The organism is Sporocytophaga myxococcoides DSM 11118 (assembly GCF_000426725.1).
GTDB classification, from domain to species: Bacteria; Bacteroidota; Bacteroidia; order Cytophagales; family Cytophagaceae; genus Sporocytophaga; species Sporocytophaga myxococcoides.
Window position 1 is genome coordinate 291,769 of the sequence record NZ_KE384560.1, and the last position, 21,441, is coordinate 313,209.

At 36.2% G+C, this 21,441-nt stretch carries 19 protein-coding genes and 2 tRNA genes; all 21 read left to right on the forward strand.

Going from position 1 to position 21,441, the window contains the following annotated elements:
- Positions 1 to 2: 2 nt before the first annotated feature.
- The 21 genes from K350_RS0119375 to K350_RS0119485 all read left to right on the forward strand — a co-directional run bounded on the left by K350_RS0119375 (position 3) and on the right by K350_RS0119485 (position 21,440).
- Positions 3 to 935, forward strand: coding sequence for a hypothetical protein (locus K350_RS0119375; protein WP_156027104.1), 933 nt, complete (start codon positions 3 to 5; stop codon positions 933 to 935).
- Between the two features lie 306 nt (positions 936 to 1,241).
- Positions 1,242 to 2,501, forward strand: coding sequence for a hydroxymethylglutaryl-CoA synthase family protein (locus K350_RS29605; RefSeq protein WP_037576445.1), 1,260 nt, complete (start codon positions 1,242 to 1,244; stop codon positions 2,499 to 2,501).
- On the forward strand, positions 2,489 to 3,280 hold the full coding sequence (locus K350_RS0119395) for an enoyl-CoA hydratase/isomerase (RefSeq protein WP_028981306.1): 792 nt from the start codon (positions 2,489 to 2,491) through the stop codon (positions 3,278 to 3,280). Before K350_RS29605 ends, K350_RS0119395 begins: the two co-directional genes overlap by 13 nt.
- 2 nt (positions 3,281 to 3,282) lie before the next feature.
- Entirely contained in the window at positions 3,283 to 4,032 is a 750-nt protein-coding gene (locus tag K350_RS0119400; protein ID WP_028981307.1) for a polyketide synthase, read from the forward strand.
- Positions 4,033 to 4,135: 103 nt separating this feature from the next.
- Positions 4,136 to 6,727, forward strand: coding sequence for an efflux RND transporter permease subunit (locus tag K350_RS0119405; protein WP_028981308.1), 2,592 nt, complete (start codon positions 4,136 to 4,138; stop codon positions 6,725 to 6,727).
- Positions 6,728 to 6,744: 17 nt separating this feature from the next.
- Positions 6,745 to 7,623, forward strand: a complete 879-nt coding sequence (locus K350_RS0119410) for an outer membrane lipoprotein-sorting protein (RefSeq protein ID WP_028981309.1) — start codon at positions 6,745 to 6,747, stop codon at positions 7,621 to 7,623.
- Positions 7,624 to 7,675: 52 nt separating this feature from the next.
- On the forward strand, positions 7,676 to 9,010 hold the full coding sequence (locus K350_RS0119415; RefSeq protein ID WP_028981310.1) for a hypothetical protein: 1,335 nt from the start codon (positions 7,676 to 7,678) through the stop codon (positions 9,008 to 9,010).
- Between the two features lie 40 nt (positions 9,011 to 9,050).
- On the forward strand, positions 9,051 to 9,803 hold the full coding sequence (locus K350_RS29610) for a DUF4386 domain-containing protein (protein ID WP_051313372.1): 753 nt from the start codon (positions 9,051 to 9,053) through the stop codon (positions 9,801 to 9,803).
- A 103-nt stretch (positions 9,804 to 9,906) separates the two neighbouring features.
- Complete coding sequence (locus K350_RS0119425) at positions 9,907 to 10,602, forward strand: SRPBCC family protein (RefSeq protein ID WP_028981311.1); 696 nt, start codon at positions 9,907 to 9,909, stop codon at positions 10,600 to 10,602.
- A gap of 243 nt (positions 10,603 to 10,845) precedes the next feature.
- On the forward strand, positions 10,846 to 11,829 hold the full coding sequence (locus tag K350_RS0119430; RefSeq protein WP_028981312.1) for an NAD(P)-dependent alcohol dehydrogenase: 984 nt from the start codon (positions 10,846 to 10,848) through the stop codon (positions 11,827 to 11,829).
- Positions 11,830 to 11,915: 86 nt separating this feature from the next.
- Positions 11,916 to 12,881 carry an acyltransferase domain-containing protein gene (locus K350_RS0119435; protein ID WP_081671075.1) on the forward strand — a complete coding sequence of 322 codons (966 nt, stop codon included), beginning with the start codon at positions 11,916 to 11,918 and terminating at the stop codon, positions 12,879 to 12,881.
- A 108-nt stretch (positions 12,882 to 12,989) separates the two neighbouring features.
- Positions 12,990 to 13,060, forward strand: a tRNA-Cys gene (locus K350_RS0119440).
- A 59-nt stretch (positions 13,061 to 13,119) separates the two neighbouring features.
- Positions 13,120 to 13,190: transfer RNA gene (locus K350_RS0119445), tRNA-Cys, on the forward strand.
- A 201-nt stretch (positions 13,191 to 13,391) separates the two neighbouring features.
- Entirely contained in the window at positions 13,392 to 14,096 is a 705-nt protein-coding gene (locus K350_RS0119450; RefSeq protein ID WP_051313374.1) for an MBL fold metallo-hydrolase, read from the forward strand.
- Between the two features lie 277 nt (positions 14,097 to 14,373).
- On the forward strand, positions 14,374 to 14,631 hold the full coding sequence (locus K350_RS0119455; protein ID WP_028981315.1) for an acyl carrier protein: 258 nt from the start codon (positions 14,374 to 14,376) through the stop codon (positions 14,629 to 14,631).
- A gap of 72 nt (positions 14,632 to 14,703) precedes the next feature.
- Positions 14,704 to 15,981 carry a beta-ketoacyl synthase N-terminal-like domain-containing protein gene (locus K350_RS0119460; RefSeq protein ID WP_245598680.1) on the forward strand — a complete coding sequence of 426 codons (1,278 nt, stop codon included), beginning with the start codon at positions 14,704 to 14,706 and terminating at the stop codon, positions 15,979 to 15,981.
- Positions 15,982 to 16,015: 34 nt separating this feature from the next.
- Positions 16,016 to 17,182: an ACP S-malonyltransferase gene (fabD, locus tag K350_RS0119465; RefSeq protein WP_028981317.1), complete on the forward strand. Its 1,167-nt coding sequence runs from the start codon at positions 16,016 to 16,018 to the stop codon at positions 17,180 to 17,182.
- Between the two features lie 33 nt (positions 17,183 to 17,215).
- The gene (locus tag K350_RS0119470; RefSeq protein ID WP_028981318.1) at positions 17,216 to 17,887 is read left to right on the forward strand and encodes a 4'-phosphopantetheinyl transferase family protein; all 672 of its coding nucleotides are present in this window, start codon (positions 17,216 to 17,218) and stop codon (positions 17,885 to 17,887) included.
- A 353-nt stretch (positions 17,888 to 18,240) separates the two neighbouring features.
- Positions 18,241 to 18,777: a hypothetical protein gene (locus K350_RS0119475; RefSeq protein ID WP_028981319.1), complete on the forward strand. Its 537-nt coding sequence runs from the start codon at positions 18,241 to 18,243 to the stop codon at positions 18,775 to 18,777.
- Positions 18,734 to 19,432: a hypothetical protein gene (locus K350_RS0119480; protein WP_028981320.1), complete on the forward strand. Its 699-nt coding sequence runs from the start codon at positions 18,734 to 18,736 to the stop codon at positions 19,430 to 19,432. Before K350_RS0119475 ends, K350_RS0119480 begins: the two co-directional genes overlap by 44 nt.
- 1,174 nt (positions 19,433 to 20,606) lie before the next feature.
- Positions 20,607 to 21,440 carry a serine/threonine protein kinase gene (locus K350_RS0119485; protein ID WP_028981321.1) on the forward strand — a complete coding sequence of 278 codons (834 nt, stop codon included), beginning with the start codon at positions 20,607 to 20,609 and terminating at the stop codon, positions 21,438 to 21,440.
- Position 21,441 lies beyond the last annotated feature (1 nt).

The following is a 21,441-nucleotide window of genomic DNA, read 5'->3' on the forward strand; positions in this document are numbered from 1 at the left end:
CCATGGAAGACTGTGGCGAAGATGTTTCAGGAATTTTCGGACAGATTAAAGAAGGTTCCGCACAACCTGAATGGACAGAGTTACCGCACTATGATTATGACGGAGTAGGAGGTTTGGCTTATCTGATGAGAGCTCAAGGTTTAAAAGTGGATCAGGTTCCAACTTTGAAGGATGATAAATATACTTTTTTCCGCAAGCTGCGTGGAATGATGGCATATCTGCCTACAGCGGCTGTCAGAAAGCAAAAGTGGCTTAAGATTGATCCAAATGCAAAACATACTGCGCTTCCTGTTCATGAACGTATCTCTTGGTATTTATTTACAAAAGAAGAGACAGATGAAATAAAGTTTGCTGCTAGGACTGCAGGTGTAACAGTGAATTCTTATTTATTGTATCATTTAGATGCTGTAGTTTCGGCTCAACTGATGCCCCCTTCAGCAAGTAGACGTTGGTCTGTTCCAGTAAATGTTCGCGGTGGTGTAGAACGTTCTGCCGAATTAATCCATACATCTTTCTTGGCTGTGGATATTGATCACAATTTTTCCATAAAGCAGCTTCATGAAAAAATAGTTGGCTTAATGAAAAGAGGCTATCACTGGGGCGCCTGGTTTGGGATTCAAGGTGGATCTATGATGGGGCAGGAGAAAATGCGTAAATATTTAGTCGATAGAAAACAACAAGGAGAGAGCTGGACAGGCACATTCTCAAATGTCGGTGTATGGGATATACCTGGTAGTGGCCATTGGCTGGTTTGTCCAAATGTTCCATATATGTATCCAATTGGTGCTGCATGTATGACAACACATGGACGTATGGGAATTACAATTCAGTTACACCATTCTTTGGGGAATGATGCACGGACACGTCAATCCATATTAGATTCCTGGATAAAATCTTCCTTGAAGAATAAATCTTTTTCAATGCAGGAAGCATGATATAAATAAGAGACTATAATATTACTGGAGAAATTTGACGATATCTTCATATTAAAATCTCGTATCTGTTTTGTAGTTCAATTCCTGATAATTATTTTTACTAACTCTTACAGAGATAGTTTTTTTGAGTACGAATATAATTGCCTTAAGGCAATATTGAAAAGAAGTCTTTTAACAGCTATTAATAACTTCTATTTTCATAAAAGCATATTTTATAAATACCCAGTCAGTACAGGTATATAGCATACATACTATATACTATTAATACATATAATAGTTTTATAAAAATTTACCATAAATAAATATATGAGTATAGTCGGAATTGAAGCGATTAATGTTTTCGCTGGTACCTCCTATTTGGACGTAGAAAAGCTTGCCGAATATCGTAAGTTGGATATGACTCGGTTTAATAACCTTATGATGAAAGAGAAGACGGTTGCACTGCCTTATGAAGATCCTATCACCTTCGGAGTAAATGCTGCCAAACCTTTGATTGATGCATTAAGTCCGGAAGAGAAGGATCGTATAGAGTTGGTTATTACATCTACTGAGTCGTCCTTCGATTTTGCAAAGTCAATGAGTACATACATTCATCATTACTTAGGCTTAAATCGTAATTGTCGTTTGGTTGAACTTAAAAATGCTTGCTATTCTGGTGTAGCCGGATTGCAGATGGCAATCAATTTTATCTTATCCCAAACTTCACCAGGAGCAAAGGCATTACTGATTGCCACTGACATTTCCCGTTTTATGATTGAAGATGGAGGTGATGCCCTATCTCAGGATTGGTCATTTGCAGAGCCAAGTAATGGTGCAGGAGCGGTAGCAGTATTAATCAGTGAAAAGCCACATGTGTTTCAGATTGATGTTGGAGCTAATGGCTACTATGGTTACGAAGTTATGGATACATGCAGACCATCCGCAGATTCAGAAGCTGCTGATTCGGATTTGTCATTGCTGTCTTACCTTGACTGTTGTGAAAATTCTTTTATCGAATATCAAAAACGTGTTAAGGGTGCAGACTATGCCAAAACATTCGGCTACTTGTCTTTCCACACCCCATTTGGAGGTATGATCAAAGGTGCCCATCGTAACTTAATGCGTAAAATGGTTCAGGCTAAGCCGAAGGATATCGAAGAGGATTTCAATCGTAGAGTAATTCCCGGACTTACTTATTGTCAACGTGTGGGCAATATCATGGGAGCTACCGCAATGTTGTCTTTAGCAAGCACAATAGACAATGCTAACCTGGATGCACCTCAGAGGATTGGTTGTTTTTCTTATGGTTCAGGATGTTGTTCGGAGTTTTTTAGTGGTGTTGCAAGAAAAGAAGGGCAGCTACGTATAAGGGCTCTTAATATCAGAGAGCAATTAGATAAAAGATATGAGCTGACGATGGAGGAATATGAAAACCTTCTCAGAGGAAGTAATGCACTTAAGTTTGGCACACGTAATGTGACTTTGGATAGTAGTTTCATTCCTCAAGCAAGAAAGGCAATGGGTAAAGAAACTTTATTCTTAAAAGAGATAAAAGAATTTAAAAGGATATACGAATGGGTGTCTTAGTCAGTGCAAAGCCTTATAAAAACATAAAGGCAAGGTTCGAAGACGACATTTGTTATATACAGATGTATCGCCCAGATGCGAATAATACTATTAATGATGGCCTTATTGAAGAGTTTTCCGAAGTGCTGGGTCAATGTGAAAATGAAGTTAAAATTGTGGTAATAGAAGGTTTGCCGGAAGTTTTTTGCTTTGGTGCAGATTTTAAAGGGATTCAGAAAAGCATGGAAAGTCAAACTCAACATCATGAACAAGATCCAGAGCCTTTGTATAATCTATGGTTACAAATGACTTCCGGGCCTTATATTACAATTGCTCATGTACGGGGAAAGGCCAATGCAGGCGGGATTGGATTTGTTGCAGCCAGTGATATAGTATTATGTGAAGAAAAGGCAGTATTCAGTTTGTCTGAACTGCTTTTCGGATTAATGCCAGCATGTGTATTGCCATTTCTGATTCGTCGAATGGGATTTTCCAAAGCGAATTATATGACATTAATGACCTCCCCTATCACAGCCAAACAAGCTCATGAATGGGGCTTAGTGGATGCTTATGAAGAGAGTAGTGAAAATTTGTTGAGGAAGCATTTGTTGAGACTTAGACGATTATCTAAGGAAGGAGTTGCACGCTACAAGAAGTATATTGGATCCTTGGATGAAGATCTTTTGAGGTCAAAGCAAAAGGCATTTGATGCTAATATAGAAGTCTTCTCAGATCACAATAACCTTGAGAAAATTTCACGGTACGTAAAAACTGGGAAATTTCCCTGGGAAGGAGCTTAATTATGTCAGAGGAGGTTATTGAACTTAAAGAGATAAGTGCTGGAATTATCCAGATCAGAATGCAGGATAAGGAAAGCAAGAATATGTTCTCTGTTCCTTTGGCTGAAGGACTGATTCAAGCTTTTGAAACTATCAAAACCCAAACTCAATACAAAGTAGTAATACTAACAGGTTATGAAAGTTACTTTGCCAGCGGAGGAACCAAGGAGGGGTTGCTTGAAATTTCTGACGGAAAGGCAAGGTTTACGGATATTGATCTTTACAGTCTGGCTTTGAATTGCCCTATTCCCGTAATTTCAGCAATGCAAGGACATGGAATAGGCGGAGGTTTTGTAATGGGAATGTTTGCTGATTTTGTGATTCTAAGCAGGGAGAGTATTTATACTACCAACTTTATGAAATATGGCTTTACGCCAGGTATGGGATCAACTTTCATCCTGCCTAAAAAGCTTGGTATAAGTTTAGCAGAAGAAATGATGCTGTCTGCTAAAACCTATAGAGGAGAAGAGTTACAGAAGAGAGGTATTCCTTTTCCTGTACTTCCACGGGAACAAGTAATGGAATATGCTTTGGAGTTGGCAAAGACTATTGCTGAAAAACCAAGGGTGTCACTTGTTACTTTAAAGGATCATTTGGTTGCAGACCTTCGGGCCGGCCTTCCAAAAGTTATCGAACAGGAGGAGGCAATGCATGAGATAACATTCCTTCAACCTGAAGTAAGAGATAGAATTAAAGACCTCTTTGGAAAGTAATTCAATAAATAGGTCACAGTCTAAATCAAAAGATTTTGTCTTCGTGTGCTAGCTAACCATTCCATATTAATTTTTGACAATAATTTAATCAATCATAAAATTTATGAAAAGAATCACTAACTCCATTTCGGAGTACTTTGCCAATCTTCCAGATCAGGTTCGGAAAAGGAAGCTCCTCTTCTCACTGTTTTTCATTGGTGCTACTGTAGCATGTTTCTTTGGAATGCAGAAGTCCAAATTTGATCTTACAATTGAAGGATGGTTTGCAAAGAACGATCCTGTATATGTCGCATTTAATGAATATCACGCTCAGTTTGGAAGTGAAGATGGAGTTTATATAGTTTATAAGCCTAAAGATGGAAATGTGTTTTCTCGCAAATCGTTGGAAGCGATAAGAGGAATTCGTGAGGAGCTTCTTGATTACAGGTCAAAATTAAAGGATGGAGAAAAATCTGCACTTGATCATATTGTAAAAATCAACAGTCTAGTTAATGCCCCTGTGTTAACTGTTGAAGAAGATATGCTTATTTCTAAACCTTTGGTAAGTAGCAGAATCCCAACATCAGCCGCAGAGCTAGATCAGATCAGAAAAACTGCGGAAGCACAAAGAAGCTTTCCTCTACAGTATTTTTCAAAGGATCTGAAATACGGTGGAATGTACATTGAAACGGATTTTGGGGCCATACCTGAAGACTCTGATGTGCCGGCGGATCAGGTTGCTGCTACTGATATGGAAATTGTGATGGATGGTTCAAAATTAAAAGACAATGTTTCGGCAAAAAAAGAAACTCCACGCTTTAAGCCAACAGACATGGCGGATTATACCGCTTTGAATAATGCAATAAAAGCTATTATTGACAAACCTGAATATGCAGATCATCTGGAATATTATGCAGTTGGTAATACTGCTGGATCAGAGTATCAAAACATAATGGTGGCGGAAATGGGAATGTTGTACTTGGCAGCATTTGTGATCATAATAGTTCTGTTATGGTTCCTGTTCCGTTCATTGTCTGCCGTTGTTTGGGGAATGCTCATCGTTTTCTTAACTACTATCTGGACTCTTGGTATTTCAGCTTTACTGGGTTTGCCATTTACAAGTTTTCTAATACTCACTGTTTTGCTGATTCTTACAGTCGGTATAGCTGATTCGGTTCACTTGATGTCTGGTTACATGTTTTATCGTAAGACGAATCATGACCATAATTCTGCACTTAGGCATACTTATAAAAGCACAGGAGCACCTATGCTTATGACTGCAATTACAAACATGGCAGGTATATTGGCATTAAATATTTCAGACCTGGTTCCTATTCAGAATTTTGCATGGATGTCAACGTTAGGGATTTTTCTTGCTTTGTTTCTATCAATTTTCCTTCTTCCTTTAATGCTTGATTTGTGGCCCCCGGTTCCAAAGGTTGAAAAGGCAGACAAGAAACAGCCTAGCTTTATTAGTCGTATTGTTCCAAATTTTGCCCTCTCTTTGCAAAAATCACTGGATAAAGTTATTCCTGCTGTAGAAAAAAGACCAATCGTTCCTATTATCTCTTTCTTGTCAGTCTTTGTTATTTGTATAATTGGGGCATCAATGGTGAAAGTGGATACCAGCTTAACTGATACTTTCCCTGAAGATTCCAGATGGAATAAAAATGTTAAAATTGTTGATGAGAAAATGTCTGGGTCATCTCGTATTGCAATCTATCTTGACTTAGGCAAGGATGACGGCCTTCAGGACCCGCAAGTATTGAACGTAATAGATGAACTACAACAAAAGTTTGAAAAGAAATATACCAAGTATGTAGTGACGACTTCGTCTATAGTTAATGTTGTAAAGGATTCGTATCAAAAGTTAAATCAAGGCCAGGCAGATAAATATATTATTCCTTCCGACGAGAAACAGCTTTCTCAAACTCTATTCTTGTTTAATAATGCTAATCCTGATGATCGCAGAAGGATGATTGATGATAATTACAGAAAAGCAAATATCTCGATAACATTGCATACTTATGGCTCATATGAATACACCAGAGTTTTTGATGAAATGCAAAAGGATATTCATGAGGCTGTGAATAAAATCAAAACGAAATATCCGGATACTTTTGTTTCTGTTACCGGTGGATTTGCTTTGGCAATGAAAACCGCTGACTATCTCACGCAAAATGAGTTTAAAAGTTTTGGTTTAGCTCTTTTTGTTATCAGTATTATTTTATTGCTGGTTTTTGGATCACTCAAAGCAGGCTTAATTTCAATAATACCAAACTTAATTCCTTCAGTATTGACCTTTGGTATAATGGGATGGTTCGGAGTTCCTCTGGATTTTTTTACAATGATGTTAGCCCCGGTTATAATAGGAGTTTCTGTTGATGATACTTCAACTTTTATTAGTCAATATCGCCTTGAGGTTTTGAAGGATGGAAATATCAGGAGAGCCTTGAAGCATACCATGAAAGAATCTGGTCAGGCAATCGTATTTACTTCTTTAATTCTTGGGCTTGGTTTTGGTATAATGTCCATTGCAGAAAGTACTGGAACATCGAACGTGGGAAAATTTGGCTCTCTGGCCATCTTTGCGGGGTTATTGTGTGACCTGTTTTTGCTTCCTGCACTAATTATGGTGTTTAAATTAAACTTCCAGAAGAAAGGAACAAAGTTCGAATCCAACCAAGAGCAGTATAAAGAATTAATCGGTGCTTAAAATCAATATAAAAAAGTATGAAATCATTTCAGATAATTATTGCAATCGTTTTATCAATTTTTGGACTTACAGCTTTAGTGCCTGCATCGACACAGGATGCACTAAAAATTATCAGTAGAGTTGATAGTGTTAGCAGAGAATCGTATAAGACATCTGTTACCAAGATTAAATTAACGACTTGCAAATATGAAATAAAAGGAGGAAGCTTGAGCTGCTCTGAAAATCCTAGGATATCAGTTCTGGAAAGCGCACAAAAGCATTATGGTAATGAAACAAGATCCATTGCTGTTGTGCTGGAGCCTTCTAAGGACAAAGGTATTGGTATGTTGACCTATGAGAATCTGGAGGCAGGAAAAGACAATGACACCTGGTTATATTTGTCAGCAATTGGAAAAGTTAAACGTCTGGTGTCTAGCAGTGAAGATAGCGATGAAAGCGGAAGCTTCTTTGGGTCTGAATTTTCCGTTGAGGATATGAGCAGTAGAAAAGTTAAAGACTATACATACAAACTTATCGGAGAAGAAACTTATGATAACCGGAAGGTTTGGGTGATAGAATCAGTACCAACCGCATTACGTGTGAAAAAGACCAAATACGGAAAAATTACATCATGGATTGACAAAGAGAGATTACTCATTTTGAAGGAAGACCTTTATGATCATAGAGGAAAGCTCTGCAAGCAATTAAACAGAAAAGGAGTTGAGCTTATAGACAAGGTTTGGGTAGTGAGAGTAACCACTATGAATAATCTTGTTTCGAGAAGGGTAACTGAGTTGAGATTGATATCAGTTGCATATAATATGGAAGCTTCTGATGAATTTTTGACTCAAAGAAGCCTTACAGACTTTGCATTCAGAGAAAAGAACTTAGCCAAGTTCCGTACCTACATGAAATAGGAAAGTGCAGCCATATTTAGTTTTTTGTTAGACCTAATTTTATATATCAATTTTGAAGTCGGTAGCTAGTATTTTTTTCAGTATTTCATTCTGTTTTCTATACACTGTTGTAGTTGGTCAGATTCCTGGTGATAGTAGTTTGATATTAAATGATACAAGTTTAACATCTGGAGATGCTGGATTGATATATAGTTTTGAACCAATAGGAGATGGGCCAGATTCTGTCTCCTTTTGGTCTAGGAATGTTGTCACGCCAATGCGATTAACATTAATGCATGAAGCTTCCTATAAAGTTAAATCTCCGACCAGATTTATAAAGAATCGGACAGCAATTAGGTTGGAATACTCTAAGTTTTTCTTTAAGAATTTATTGTATTTTCAGTATGACTCAAAATTATTAGGCTTTTGGAGCAACGACCATCAGGCAGAAGCAAGAGATAAGGACATTTGGTTTAGATTAAGAACCAGGGAAGCGTTTATGCAAGCTAGTTTTGGTCGAACCAGCATAAAAGCGGGGATTCAACTCCTGGTCTTGGGCGAGTCTGATTTTACAGCTATTACTGATGTTATTAGTCCATGGAATTATTCAGAGTTATTCTTTGTGTCTCCAGAGGAATCTCGGATTGGTCAGCCAATGATAACAGTGGACCAGTTCTCAAAGATTGGAGATTGGGCTTTCTTTTTTATTCCAATTCCCGCTTATAATGAATATCCCAGAGCGGGAAGCGCATATGGCATTGAAATGTTGGGAAATATCGAAGCACCAAAGCGGAGATTAAATGGCAATGATTTTGAATATGGAATGAAATGGAAAAAGACCATTGGCAATAGCGATGTTAGTATCTTGGCTGCGCATTTGATGGATAATGACTTCTTTGTGAGAAAGCAACGAAGTAAATTGGTTGGAATGACGCTGAACCATGCAAAAGGTGCATTCCTGTTCAAGGGTGAGGTAGCGTGGAAATCTCCTAGAAATTTTTATGCTGTTAGGGAAAACTCTATTAGTATTGAGCAGAAAGATGTGGTAGATGCATCATTGGCGTTGAACTATTCTCGTGGATCTAAGTTCAATGCTAGCCTGGAAGGTGCGAATAGTCATATAGTAGGCTGGAACGATAACTTACAGATTTTTCCAAGGAACTATAGCACTTTGACTCTGAACATAACCAAGAGGTTCTTAAATGAAAACCTGTCTGTTAACTGGATGACACTATGGCTGGTATATTATCCGTCCTTTCTACATATGTTAACAACAACATACCAGTGGAATGATAAAGTGAATCTTTCCCTCTTGATAGGTTGTCCTGATGTAATTGATAAAAGAAATATCCTCTTAATGTATTCCGATCAAAAGCAAGTAAATTTTAGAATTCAGTATCAATACTAAGAAAATAGTTTACTATTATATATAAATAAGAGCATTTAAAATGACAATTAATAAACAAGAGATATCTTTCCGAAAAGCAGCTATTATTGCAGGGTGTACATATTTAGTTATGTTCGCAGTAGCAATCATTGTGGAAGCTATTGTCCGTAGAAGATTTATCGTACCAGGTGATGCAGTAAAAACAGCGCACAATATACTAGCTAATGAAATGCTATTTCGGGTGGAGATATGCCATCATATAGTTATTTATGTGTGCGATTTGATAGTAGCATGGGCACTTTATGTTTTTTTGAAACAGGTGAATAATAACCTCGCTATACTCGCAGCCTGGCTTAGAATGGTTTATATGGTTATATCTTCTGTGGTGCTGATTAATAAGATTAATATTTTGCATATCCTAACGAATGGTGACTACTCAGCGGTGTTTGAAAAAAGTCAGGTATATGCTCAGGTAATGCTATATCTTGATGCATTTAAATATGGATGGCGAATCGGGTTTGTCTTTTTTGGCATTCATATATTCATACTTGGTTATTTAATTCTCAAGTCAAGCTATGTTCCAAGAATCCTGGGGATTTTATTTATGATAGTAGCTTTCGGTTTTCTGATCAACTCATTTGCAAGCTTTCTTCTGCCTGACTATAAAAAATATGAAAAGCTGTTTAGAGCAGTTGTTGGTATTCCTTCTTTTTTTGGAGAGATATCTTTTGCTTTTTGGCTATTGCTGAAAGGAGGGAAACCTTCGGTGATAGCTCCTTCTACAAGCAGGATTAATTATGCTGATATAAGATAACTTACCTAAAATTTATGCATGTGAAGCTTTCGCTTCAGCATTTATATAATATTAATATTAACTATAGTTTATAAGTTTAAATTTATTTCATTAATAATCAAAAATGAAAAAGAACGATCTAAAAGAGAAGCCTTCAAGAAAAACTAAGAAATTCTTATTGATTGGTGTGATATCGCTTACAGTGATATTGTTTATTTCACATATTGTTTGGACGAATTCTGGTTCAAATCAATGGACATTGGTAAAAGATGAAGATGGAATCAAAATCTGGACACTAAAAACTCCTGGTTCTTGTTTGAAACAGGTAAAGGCGAAGATGAGATTAAAATCAAGCATTGACGATATTCTTTACTTTTTGAAGAGCGATGCTACAGTTCAGGATCTTGGTATAAAAGATTGGAAGATGTTTGAGAAAGTTGAACAAGGGAATTTTTATAGTGCTTACTATTCATACAAAGTTGACCTGCCATTTCCTATCGGAACAAGAGATTTCGTTTTGCAAATGCACCATTCTCAAGATCCGAAAACTAAAGCTGTTGAGGTAAATGTATTGGCAGCTCCTGCGAAAACACATCCAATTGAAAATATAGAACGTGTGAAAATTATGAATGACATTTATAGACTCACACCGCTTCCTGGTGGTGAAGTAGATTTCGAAGTAGTTGCTGATGCTGATATAGGCGGAAATATACCTTATTTCGTAAAAAATGTGGTATTGACAAATGTTTGGAGCTACAATATGAATATGGTTAGAGATCTATTAAAGAAAGATAAATATAAGAGTGCTAAAGCCAATTAATATTGTTAAATACTTTTGAACGAAATAGAAATTTAAATGGTGTAACAACGAATAGCTTCATTGAAATTAAAATAGAAAATATTTGAATTTTTTATTACCTGGTTTAACTTTAAGCTTTCATTTTTTGTATAGTTAGTAATTTACTAATAGTTGGATGTTAACATCAACGATGATGGTAGCATCTGTCCCAAATCGATTCAGAGGGATAGTATATAGTTAATTATAAAAACAACCAGAAAAATTGTGAAAGCAATCTCATGTTTAAAGTATGGACTTTCAGAGCTCAAGCTCGAAGAAGTAGAAAAGCCTGTTCCTAAAGATAATGAAGTCCTCTTAGAAGTGCATGCTTCTTCTGCCACTACTCATAATCTAATGATTATTGAAGGGAAACCGTTCTTCGTCCGGCTCTTGGATAGTGGACTTATTAAACCCAGGATTAAAATACCAGGTAGTGATATATCCGGTAGGGTTGTAGTGGTTGGTAAAGATGTAACTAAGTTTAAGCCAGGTGATGAAGTATTTGGAGTCTCTACTGGTTTTGGAGCTTATGCGGAATACACAGCTGTTCCAGAACATGAGTTAGTTCATAAGCCAGTAAACATCTCTTTTGAGGAAGCTGCGGCTGTCCCTCAGGGATCACTTGTAGCTTTGCAGGCACTTCGTGACAAAGGCGGAATTCAGAAAGGCCAAAAAGTATTAATTTTTGGTGCATCGGGTGGTATAGGTTCATTTGCTGTTCAGATTGCCAAGTACTTTGGAGCGGAAGTGACAGGCGTTTGCAGTTCAAGGAATTTTGATATGTTGTATACTCTTGGTGCAGATCATTTGATTGATTATACCAAACAGGATTACACAAAAAGCGGGCAGACCTACGACCTGATCTTTGCAATTGCTTATCGTTCAATTTTTGATCATAAGAGAGCTTTGAAGCCCAATGGTGTTTATGTTAGCGCTGGGGGGCCGTCAGTTAAGAGAATTTTCCAGGATATGCTCATTGGGCCAATGGTTTTCAAGAGGGAAGATAAAAAGCTTGTTGGAGGTTGGGCAGTTAATCCAAATGCTAAAGATTTACTTTTTATCAAAGAACTGATAGAAGCTGGAAAAATAACGCCTGTTGTTGATAGATGTTACCCCTTAAGCGAGACAGCAAAAGCTCTCCAGCATTATGGGACAGGTCACCCAGGTGGAAAGGTTGTTATTACTGTTCAACACAGTATTAAATTCTGAAATAATAATTCAGTTAATTTTCAGAAGTAGACTGAGATCTAAGTATATCAAACATTCAAACAGACACATAGCACTAAAGATTTTATATGATGAATAAACCAGTCATATTTATGTTCTCAGGACAAGGTTCTCAATACTATCAAATGGGAAAAGAACTTTATGAGAACAATGCACAGTTCCGGTATTGGATGGACCATTGTAATGAAATCGTTTCTCCATCAATTCAAACTTCATTAGTGGATGTGCTGTATGGAAAGGAGGGGAAAAGCAAACCATTTGATCGCCTTCTGTATTCTAATCCTGCTTTGCTATGTATTGAGTACTGTCAAGTTAAAGTACTTCAGGATTTGGGGCTCCAACCAGATTTTCTTTTAGGCTATAGTCTTGGTGAGTTGACTGCAAGTGTTATTTCTGGCGCTGTTTCACTGGAAGATGGCATTCGATTAGTTGTTGAAATAGCCAGACTTGCTGAACAAAGAACCCAAGGCGCAGCCATGTTGGCAATTATGGAGTCAAAAGCAATTATGGCCAAGTTTCCTGATTTGTTTGATCAATGTTGGTGTACAGGAACAAATTTTCAAGAGAATTTTGTGGTCTGTGGTCTTCCTCATATTATTCAGAATCTTCAGGGGTGTTTAAATAGTATAAATATAATTTCACAGGTTTTACCTGTGAAATATGGGTTCCATACTGAGCTTATTGATCCTATTGAAGAAGAGTTTAAACAGGTAGTAAAGAAGATAAAGTTTTCCTCTGCTAAAATTCCTATAATATCTGCATCAAGAAGTGAAATTATAAAGGAGTTTAAGGATGATTATTTATGGGAAGTAATTCGCTACCCGGTTAATTTTGAACAAGCTGTTGATAGAATTCTGGAGAAGGGAGATTATGTATTTATTGATTCGGGCCCAAGTGGAACACTTGCTACTTTCGTTAAATATATGCTTCCTCCTAATTCAAGTTCTGTTTCTTTGCAAATGATTAATCAATTCGGGCGGGACTTGAATGCGATTGAAAAATTGAAAACTTCTTTATTGGAAAATGTAATTTGATAGGAGTTGTGTCTTTTAAGAGTGTACTTATATGAGATTTTTGGGATATATTACCTATCAGAAATTATTGAATTAAATTTTCATTGCTGTACTACAACAATGAAAGATGGCGCTGTACCCAAGAGGAAAGGGAAAGGTCGGCAAAACCTTGTTCAGTGGTTCGAATCCATTCGGCGCCTCAGTATTTTTAATTGAGAAAAATATAATTTTTATTTTGCCTTAGTTGCTATTATTAAAAGGCGCTGTACCCAAGAGGAAAGGGAAAGGTCGGCAAAACCTTGTTCAGTGGTTCGAATCCATTCGGCGCCTCAGTATAAAATTTTTAAATATATAGATGTAATTAAGGATTTATCTTAATTGCCATCATCAGCTATAATTTCACAGTAATCAATTAACATAAGATGGTAGCGATAAAACCTTTCATGGTTTAAGTCCATTGATTACAAATGAAATATTCGAAAGAGGCCAAAAAAATCATTCTTTAAGGCGATCAACCTTAATTATTTTGTAATGGATGTAAATTATATAGACGCAGGGAGTGGTGGAGGGACACAGGTTGTCGTTCTGAGAATGACACATATGTTCATAATAAGTTACAGCTATTTAGTGATTGATTATAATAGCAAACAATCGATTATTGTTGACCCGGCTTGGAATATTGAAAAGGTAGAGGAGGCTTTATTCAAAACCCAATCAAGTCTTAGTGGAATACTACTTACACATTCCCACCCAGACCATGTGCATTTAGCTCAACCATTGGCAGATAAATACAACTGTCCGATTTGGATGTCAAATAAAGAAATATCTTTTTCAGGATTTTCAGAACAACAATTAATAGGAATAGATATGACGCCATGGTTTGTTGGGCAAATAAGGATACAGCCTATATTAACACCTGGCCATACTCCTGGAAGTACTTGTTATCTTGTAGGAAATAATTTGTTTAGCGGTGATACCCTCTTTGCAGAAGGTTGTGGCTTATGTCCGGATATGGAGGCGGCTCATAATATGTATAACAGCCTAAATCAACTACGTAGTTACTTAACACTGGATACGCGTATTTTTCCTGGGCATGTTTATGATAAACCGCCGGGGCAGAAATTTTCAGAGTTATTAAAATGCAACATATATCTGCAGTTCAAAAACGTAAATGATTTTGTTGCATATAGAATGAGACCAGTGCAAAACAAGTTAAGTTTATTTGATTTTCGATAATTGTTCACAAAATAAGAATCTCTTCAAAAGTCGTTTCATTCACCTAGAATTTAATGTTCCGATGCAAGCGCTGTTTGTTTGAATTATGTTTATCGAGATTTATACTGCAATTGATATTTAAGTGAAATTTTAAGAATACTTTTAGGTAGTTAAGTGACCATGCTACTGAGTGAATAATGGAAGTATTACCCTCATGGAGGGCATTCCTTAGATTTAATATTTAATACCTATAATCATTTAATATAAAACAATTCTATAAGTAAGAAAGGAGTAAATTATGGCAACAGAACAAGTTTATGAAGTAGTGAAAAATGTTATTATGGAGGTTCTTCCTGACCTTAATCCAGAAATGATTTCCATCGAAAAGAATCTAAAGGAACTCGGTGCAAACTCAATTGATCGAATGGAAGTCGTTACGATTTCTATGGAAGAATTGGGTATTAAATTGCCTTTAATGAGCTTTGCTCAAGTCAGCAATATCGAAGGTTTGGTTAAAGTGCTATCTGAAAATGTTGGCAAAGTAGAACTTAAATAAATTGACGATTAATTGCAAGCGTGCGAAGTTGCAATGTTTACTATTTAAATGTTTGGCTTTTTATCAACATAAATGATGGTGACCAATAATAAAGTTGGGATAACCGGAATGGGGATCGTCTCTTCTATAGGTGAAGATGTCTCCTCATTCTGTAATGCTTTAATGATAGGCAAATCAGGAATCAAAATTTCGGCAGTCCAGAAGGAGCCAAAGGTGTCTGTCAACATTGCTGCCGAACTGCAAAACTTTTCTTTTTTAGAGCTTCTAAACCGTTTTCAGAATGTTCCGGAGGAAAAATTCATCAATGCGAAACGCCTTGGAAGAAGAGCTCCTTTTGCTATTCAAGCTTCAATTATATCTGCTTTGGAAGCCTGGCAAAGTGCTCAATTATTTCAAAGCAAAATACAGTCAGAACGAATAGGATTAATAGTTGCAGGTCAGAATAGCACACAAAATTTTCAGTATGATTTGATCCAAAAATTCAGAGAAAATCCGGAGTATTTATCACCGCGATATGCCCTTGAGTTTTTGGAGACAAATCAGGTCGGGGTTTTAAGTGAACTATTCGGGATAAATGGAGAAGGTCTTGTTGTTGGAGGCGCATCTGCTACCGGAAATGTAGGCATCATTAAAGGGTACCAGCTTGTACATTCTGGTTTTGTTGATGTTTGTGTAGTGATAGGCACCGTTGCGGATTTGTCACCCATGGATATTCAAGGGTTCATTAATATTGGTGCAATGGGTGGAAAGAAATATATTAATCAACCAGAAAAAGCTTGTCGACCTTTTGATAAGCAGCATGAAGGATTTATTTATGGTCAAGCGAGTGCTTGCATCATTCTTGAATCCTTAGCTAGTGCATCAAAAAGAGACGCTCCTTTTCTTGCTGAAATCAAAGGAGGTTCCATAAACCTTGATGGAAATAGCTCTTCTGATCCAAATAAGAATGGAGAAGTAAAAGCTATGCTTTCAGCCCTTAATCAGGCTGGATTGTCAGCATTAGAGGTTGATTATTTGAATACTCACGGGAGCTCTTCAGCTCTTGGAGATAAAACAGAGGCTGATGCTATTTGTGATGTATTTGGAAGTCATACTGCTGCTTTAAGGCTTAATGCTACTAAAGGGTTAACAGGTCATTGTCTGTATTCTGCAGGTCTTGTAGAAGCAATAGCTACAGTTATTCAAATGAGGCAAGGATTTCTTCATCCAAATAAAAATCTGGAAGAGCCGATTTGTAATGATTTAAAATTCTGTGAAGCTGAAGCAATTAATCACAGGATAGATATTGCTATGAGTAATTCCTTTGGCTTTGGAGGCATCAATACATCTATTGTATTAAAGCGAGATTGAGAGTATAATAACTTAACTGAAAATTTTGATTAAAATGAAGAAAACATATGTATTCCCAGGGCAGGGCTCACAAATAAAAGGAATGGGTGGAAACCTTTTTGATGAGTTTCAGGAATTGACTAAAAAAGCGGATAAAATACTTGGATATTCAATCAAAGAACTTTGTCTGAATGACCCAGGACAAAAATTGAATCAGACACAATATACACAGCCTGCTTTGTATGTTGTCAATGCATTGTCATATCAAAAGAAAATTAAAGACGGAGGAGTGCATCCTGATTTTTTGGCAGGACATAGTTTGGGTGAGTATAATGCATTGCAGGCAGCCGGAGTACTAAGCTTTGAAGATGGCCTTAAGTTGGTTAAGAAGAGGGGTGAGCTAATGAGCCAGGCCAAAGGAGGGGGTATGGCTGCTATTTTGAATTCGTCTGATGAACAAATCCGCAACATTCTAAAGGATGCAAATCTTTCAACTATAGATATTGCCAACCTTAACTCTCCCTCTCAAATTGTTATTTCAGGCTTGAAAGAAGATATTAACAACGCACAACCGCATTTTACAAATGCAAATGCTATGTTTATTCCTCTCAATACCAGCGGAGCTTTTCATTCTCGCTATATGAAAGATGCTGAAAAGGAGTTTGAAAAAGTAGTAAAGAAAGTAAAATTCTCTAAGCCAAATTTTCCGGTAATAGCAAATGTTACGGGTAAACCATATGAGTTTGATAAGATCGCTCAGGATTTAACCAGTCAAATCTCCAACTGTGTAAGATGGACTGACAGCATTACCTACTTGTTAAATCAGGGTGAAATAGAATTTGAAGAACTTGGTGTCGGAGATGTCTTAACAAAGCTTATCAGGGCGATTAAAAAGGACTATGATTTGAAAATTGCAGCTGCTAAAGAAAAAAGTATTGAAGTTCCTGCAGAAACAAAAGTTGAAGAGCCAATCAAAACGGAAGCTCTACAATCAAAGGACGAAAAATCAATAGTTGGACAAACAGGGTTAATAACAGCAAAAGAATTAGTGGATCAATGGAACAAGTCATATCCAATAGGAACAAAGGTCAAATCGGACTTTTATGAGACGCAGCTTGAAACAAGAACGGAGGCTATGATTCTATTCGGTCATCGTGCGGCGGTTTACATGAAGGATTATAATGGATATTTTGATCTAAGAGAAGTTAAAGCTATTCAATAACATTTAGTAGTTAAGGAATCAACATTAATAGCCTTGATAGATATATTTTTTACCTTCTTTGAAAAGCCATTGAATGAAAGCTTTTATTCAGATTATTTAGCTTTATTGCCGAGGGATTTGAAGGAGAGTAATTCGCGTTATATTCGATGGCAGGACAGACATTGTCATTTGTTTGGGAAATTACTTCTTATACAAGCTCTCAAGACACATAATATAGTAGCAGATATCGGGACTTATGTGAAATACGGAGCATTTAAACGTCCTCATTTAACATTACCTGATATTGATTTTAATATTTCCCATTCCGGTAATTTTGTTATGTGCGCAATCGGAAAAAATACCAGACTAGGTATCGACATCGAGGAAAACAAAAATTTAGACCTTAAAAACTTTCAGAATGTAATGAGCTCTGATCAATGGGTTGAAATAAATAATGCGACTTATCCTCTAAAAGAGTTTTATAAGTTCTGGACAATTAAGGAAAGCGTAATCAAGGCTGATGGTCGAGGATTTTCAATACCTCTGGAAAAACTTTCTGTAAAAGATAACACTGTACAGTATGATGATAAAGTATGGTTTGTTCAAGAGTTGCAAATTGCCAATGGGTATAATGCAGCCTTGGCAACAAGTAGATTTTCTGATTATAAAATTCACAAAGTAGATTTTTATGAATCGATGTTTGTTCAAGAATTTTGCCTTCGATAGAAGTTAGCTTAGATTCCAGGAATAAAGAAAGAGCTTTAAAGGCCTTGTAATACTTAGTATTGCAAGGCCTTTTTTATTTTATGGTAGGTAGTAATGTTATATACTTTAATGGTCGCTCTTTTCAGATTTACTCAGCATTAATTGCTGTAAATCTATTGTATCACTATAGAAGCATCCTGTTTTCTTAAGTGGACTAATTGATATTTTTTTTACATTTTGTTGCTTATTTTTATATTTAACTATCTTGCAAATGTTTGATTACTAATTTTTTTGAAGTTTCTGGGCCGATTTTTTATCCCGGAAAAATTTCGTTATCACTATTCTACATCTGAAGTATCACAAAAGAATTTTTGATGAAAAGTCGTGAAGAAAGAATAAAAGAACAGGAAAAGCTATTGGGAATCTTTGATGAGGTTAAAGAGGTGTTGATGAAAACTCCCGGAGTTATTAACGTAGCCATTGGTTTAAAGCAAAAATCCGGTAAGCTGACAGATGAGATAGTTTTTCAAGTTTTTGTAGAGAACAAAAAAGATATTAATTCTTTAAGTCCTGAAGAAGTAATTCCGAATGAAATCAATGGAATAAAAACAGATGTTTTAAAGGTGCCGAAAGGCAAAGCAAAGTCTGATCCCTCAGCGCACAGCCCCATTCGGGGTGGTATACAGATTGGCAATGGCAAAGGTAAAGTAGGAACACTTGGTTGGTTTGGAAGACTGACCAGTGACAATAGCCTCGTTCTTCTTACTAATGAACATGTATTATATTCCAATGGCAGCGGGGTATATGAGAATTTGATTTACTTTATCACTGCCGCGATTGCAGTTATAGGTAGTCAGGTCCAAAAAGTTGGCAGAACTTCAGGACTTACAAAAGGAATTATATCCAGCTGATGATGAAACTTATAAAATTAATGGAGTAAAATTAGCCTTTTCAGATGCAGGAGATTCCGGTTCCATTATAATTGATGAGCATATTAATATCGTCGGATTGCTTTGGGGAGGAGATCTGGATCTTCACAGTGATTATGATGTAACATTTGCCATACCAATTGTTAAAGTCCTTGATGCCCTTTCAAATTCCGGTCTTGAAACTACTCTTGAAAGTACTCCGGCAGTCAGATCAAAATTACAGGAACTACAATCTCCTAAAGAAGTAGGAATAGATAAAGACATAAAGAGAAGATTACAGGAAAGTACACATGGTACTCTTGTAATGAGTTTGTTTGAAACCCACCAGAAAGAAATAATACATCTTATAAACCATAACAGAAAGGTAAAGATAGCCTGGCAAAGATTGCAAGGTCCTTCTTTTGTTGCTCATATGATGAATAGTTTGAATGATCCCACCTATATAATTCCTAGAAAGGTCAAAGATATTTCACGACAAGACCTGATCATAAAAACTGCAGCTGTGATTAGGGAAGAGGGAAGCGAACTATTGCAAAAGGATATTGAAAAGCATTTAATTGATCTGCTTCAGTATACTTATGAACTAGATTCAATTGAAGGCCTTTTAAAAAAGGTTCAGGAAAATGCTCCGGCATAAATAAATAGTCAAACCAAATGAAGATCTGAATAAGATGGGGGGTATACAGAAGAAGAACTTGCTCGTCTGCATCGGGAAGCAGAGGAAGAGCTAAAAAAATTCCAGGTGTAGTGAGCGTAGGGTTTGGAGTCAAAGAAAGCTCTGGAAATCTCACAGACGAAATTGCATTTAGGGTTTATGTATACGAAAAGAAAAGCAAGGGTGAAATTGTGTTGAGCAAAGTATTCTAATAAAAGGGTTTTGCCTGTACCGGTCAGCCCAGCTAGAACAACTAAGTTAGATGAAAAAAAGACATCTTTTAGGGAGAAATATGTTCCAGAACTCACTTTCGCTTTCAAAGAAACTCTGAGAACCCCAAACGAGCTAGGCTCGGCCAGTGATAAACAGAATTGATCCTTCTAATAACTACACGTTAACATACTAGAGACTCATTATTCAACTTTATAAAGATGGTGTATTCTCTTTTCGGACCAAACCCGATACCGCACATGCGATTGAATACTGACATAGCAATAATAACAGTTTAATACTTAAGGCAAAAGGAATATTGTTTTTTTGTGAATAGGTCCCCCATGGTTGGGATTATGGATCTAAGTTTCTATAAATAGAATATATTTTAAATAAAGGTTTTAGATTAACAAGATATCCTTAATTAAGAAATCTCCTCTGGAGCCGCTACCTGGAAATTCTTTTACAATACCTTTTTTAGTTTTATAAGCAATAAATTATTACCTGCTTTTTTTTATTGGGATTCAATCAAAAATTATTATCTGGTTCGGATTGAGAGGTAAGTGGGTCTTATAATTTATTATTTGGTAAGTGTTTGATTTTTAGATGCATTTATTCGTAAAAATCGTAAATTTATTTTTGAATTATCACTTAAAAGCAAGAAATTAATGTCAGATTTTATGTGCCAATGCGTACAAAAATCTTGATTGCATAAGAATTTCTTGTTTAATCTTTGAAGTACTTCAATATCCGATTTTACTTTTTGTTCAAAAGTATATCCAGTTATATGAAGGGGAGACGTATAACTGGTATTACTTGAATAAAATTCTTAGCGAATTCTAAAAAAATATTCAGGGGGGCGAGAAAAGTTGGTTTCATACAATGCTTTCACATTGGATAAACCAGCTTATTTTCGGTATTAATATTTTCTATCTGAAAAAAATCTATGGATATTTTGGATTATAAGGACATAAAGCTTATTCATGCTTCTTTTAATTTCTCTCTTTGGGAAGCATGCAGAATTAAAGATAACAAACGAGTTTTGTTACAACGAAATGCTCTATTTCCAAAGGAAAGAAGTAAGGAACTGGATTTTTTTTCTCTGGTAGACGGTTTTCAATCTTCATTGCCAACTATAGTTGAAGCTGACGGACAAACACTTTTAGTATTGGAGTACTTCAATGGACAGACTTTGCCTCTCCAGAATTTATTTGCCTCTACTAATATTGCTGAAAAGATTAAAATATGCATTAGTCTCGCAAAGCTCCTTGAGAAAATTCACGACAATAAAATCATACACAATCATTTTGCTCCTTATAATATATTATTGTCTGCTGATTTTGAAGAAGCAAGGATCTTTGATTTTTCAAATGCCTCTTTTTATAATGAACAGAATCAGCATAATAGCAGAATAAATGATTCCACTTTCCTGAGTTATATTTCACCAGAGCTTACAGGTAAGGTAGGCAAACTGGCAGATTACAGAAGTGATTTATATTCTCTTGGAGTGATGTTCTATGAACTGTTCAGTGGGGTGAGTCCTTTTTATTCAGAAGATCCTTATCAGATGATTCATTTTCATCTGGCCAAAAGGCCTGTTCCTCTAAATGAATTGATTAATGGTATCCCTGAATCATTGTCACAGATTGTTCAAAAACTTTTAAATAAAGATCAGGAAAGCAGATATCAAACTGCTATTGGGCTTCGATATGACCTTGAAAGATGTCATAATGAATTGAAAAACGGATTTATAGAATCTTTTTTTAATTGGAAGCCATGAT

Coding starts and splice junctions, on each gene's coding strand:
- K350_RS0119400 (WP_028981307.1), top strand. CDS start 3,283: ATGTCAGAGGAGGTTATTGAACTTAAAGAGATAAGTGCTGGAATTATC.
- K350_RS0119485 (WP_028981321.1), top strand. CDS start 20,607: ATGGATATTTTGGATTATAAGGACATAAAGCTTATTCATGCTTCTTTT.
- K350_RS0119435 (WP_081671075.1), top strand. CDS start 11,916: ATGATGAATAAACCAGTCATATTTATGTTCTCAGGACAAGGTTCTCAA.
- K350_RS29605 (WP_037576445.1), top strand. CDS start 1,242: ATGAGTATAGTCGGAATTGAAGCGATTAATGTTTTCGCTGGTACCTCC.
- K350_RS0119410 (WP_028981309.1), top strand. CDS start 6,745: ATGAAATCATTTCAGATAATTATTGCAATCGTTTTATCAATTTTTGGA.
- K350_RS0119455 (WP_028981315.1), top strand. CDS start 14,374: ATGGCAACAGAACAAGTTTATGAAGTAGTGAAAAATGTTATTATGGAG.
- K350_RS0119425 (WP_028981311.1), top strand. CDS start 9,907: ATGAAAAAGAACGATCTAAAAGAGAAGCCTTCAAGAAAAACTAAGAAA.
- K350_RS0119450 (WP_051313374.1), top strand. CDS start 13,392: ATGGATGTAAATTATATAGACGCAGGGAGTGGTGGAGGGACACAGGTT.
- K350_RS0119475 (WP_028981319.1), top strand. CDS start 18,241: ATGAAAAGTCGTGAAGAAAGAATAAAAGAACAGGAAAAGCTATTGGGA.
- K350_RS0119460 (WP_245598680.1), top strand. CDS start 14,704: ATGATGGTGACCAATAATAAAGTTGGGATAACCGGAATGGGGATCGTC.
- K350_RS29610 (WP_051313372.1), top strand. CDS start 9,051: ATGACAATTAATAAACAAGAGATATCTTTCCGAAAAGCAGCTATTATT.
- K350_RS0119375 (WP_156027104.1), top strand. CDS start 3: ATGGAAGACTGTGGCGAAGATGTTTCAGGAATTTTCGGACAGATTAAA.
- K350_RS0119395 (WP_028981306.1), top strand. CDS start 2,489: ATGGGTGTCTTAGTCAGTGCAAAGCCTTATAAAAACATAAAGGCAAGG.
- fabD (WP_028981317.1), top strand. CDS start 16,016: ATGAAGAAAACATATGTATTCCCAGGGCAGGGCTCACAAATAAAAGGA.
- K350_RS0119405 (WP_028981308.1), top strand. CDS start 4,136: ATGAAAAGAATCACTAACTCCATTTCGGAGTACTTTGCCAATCTTCCA.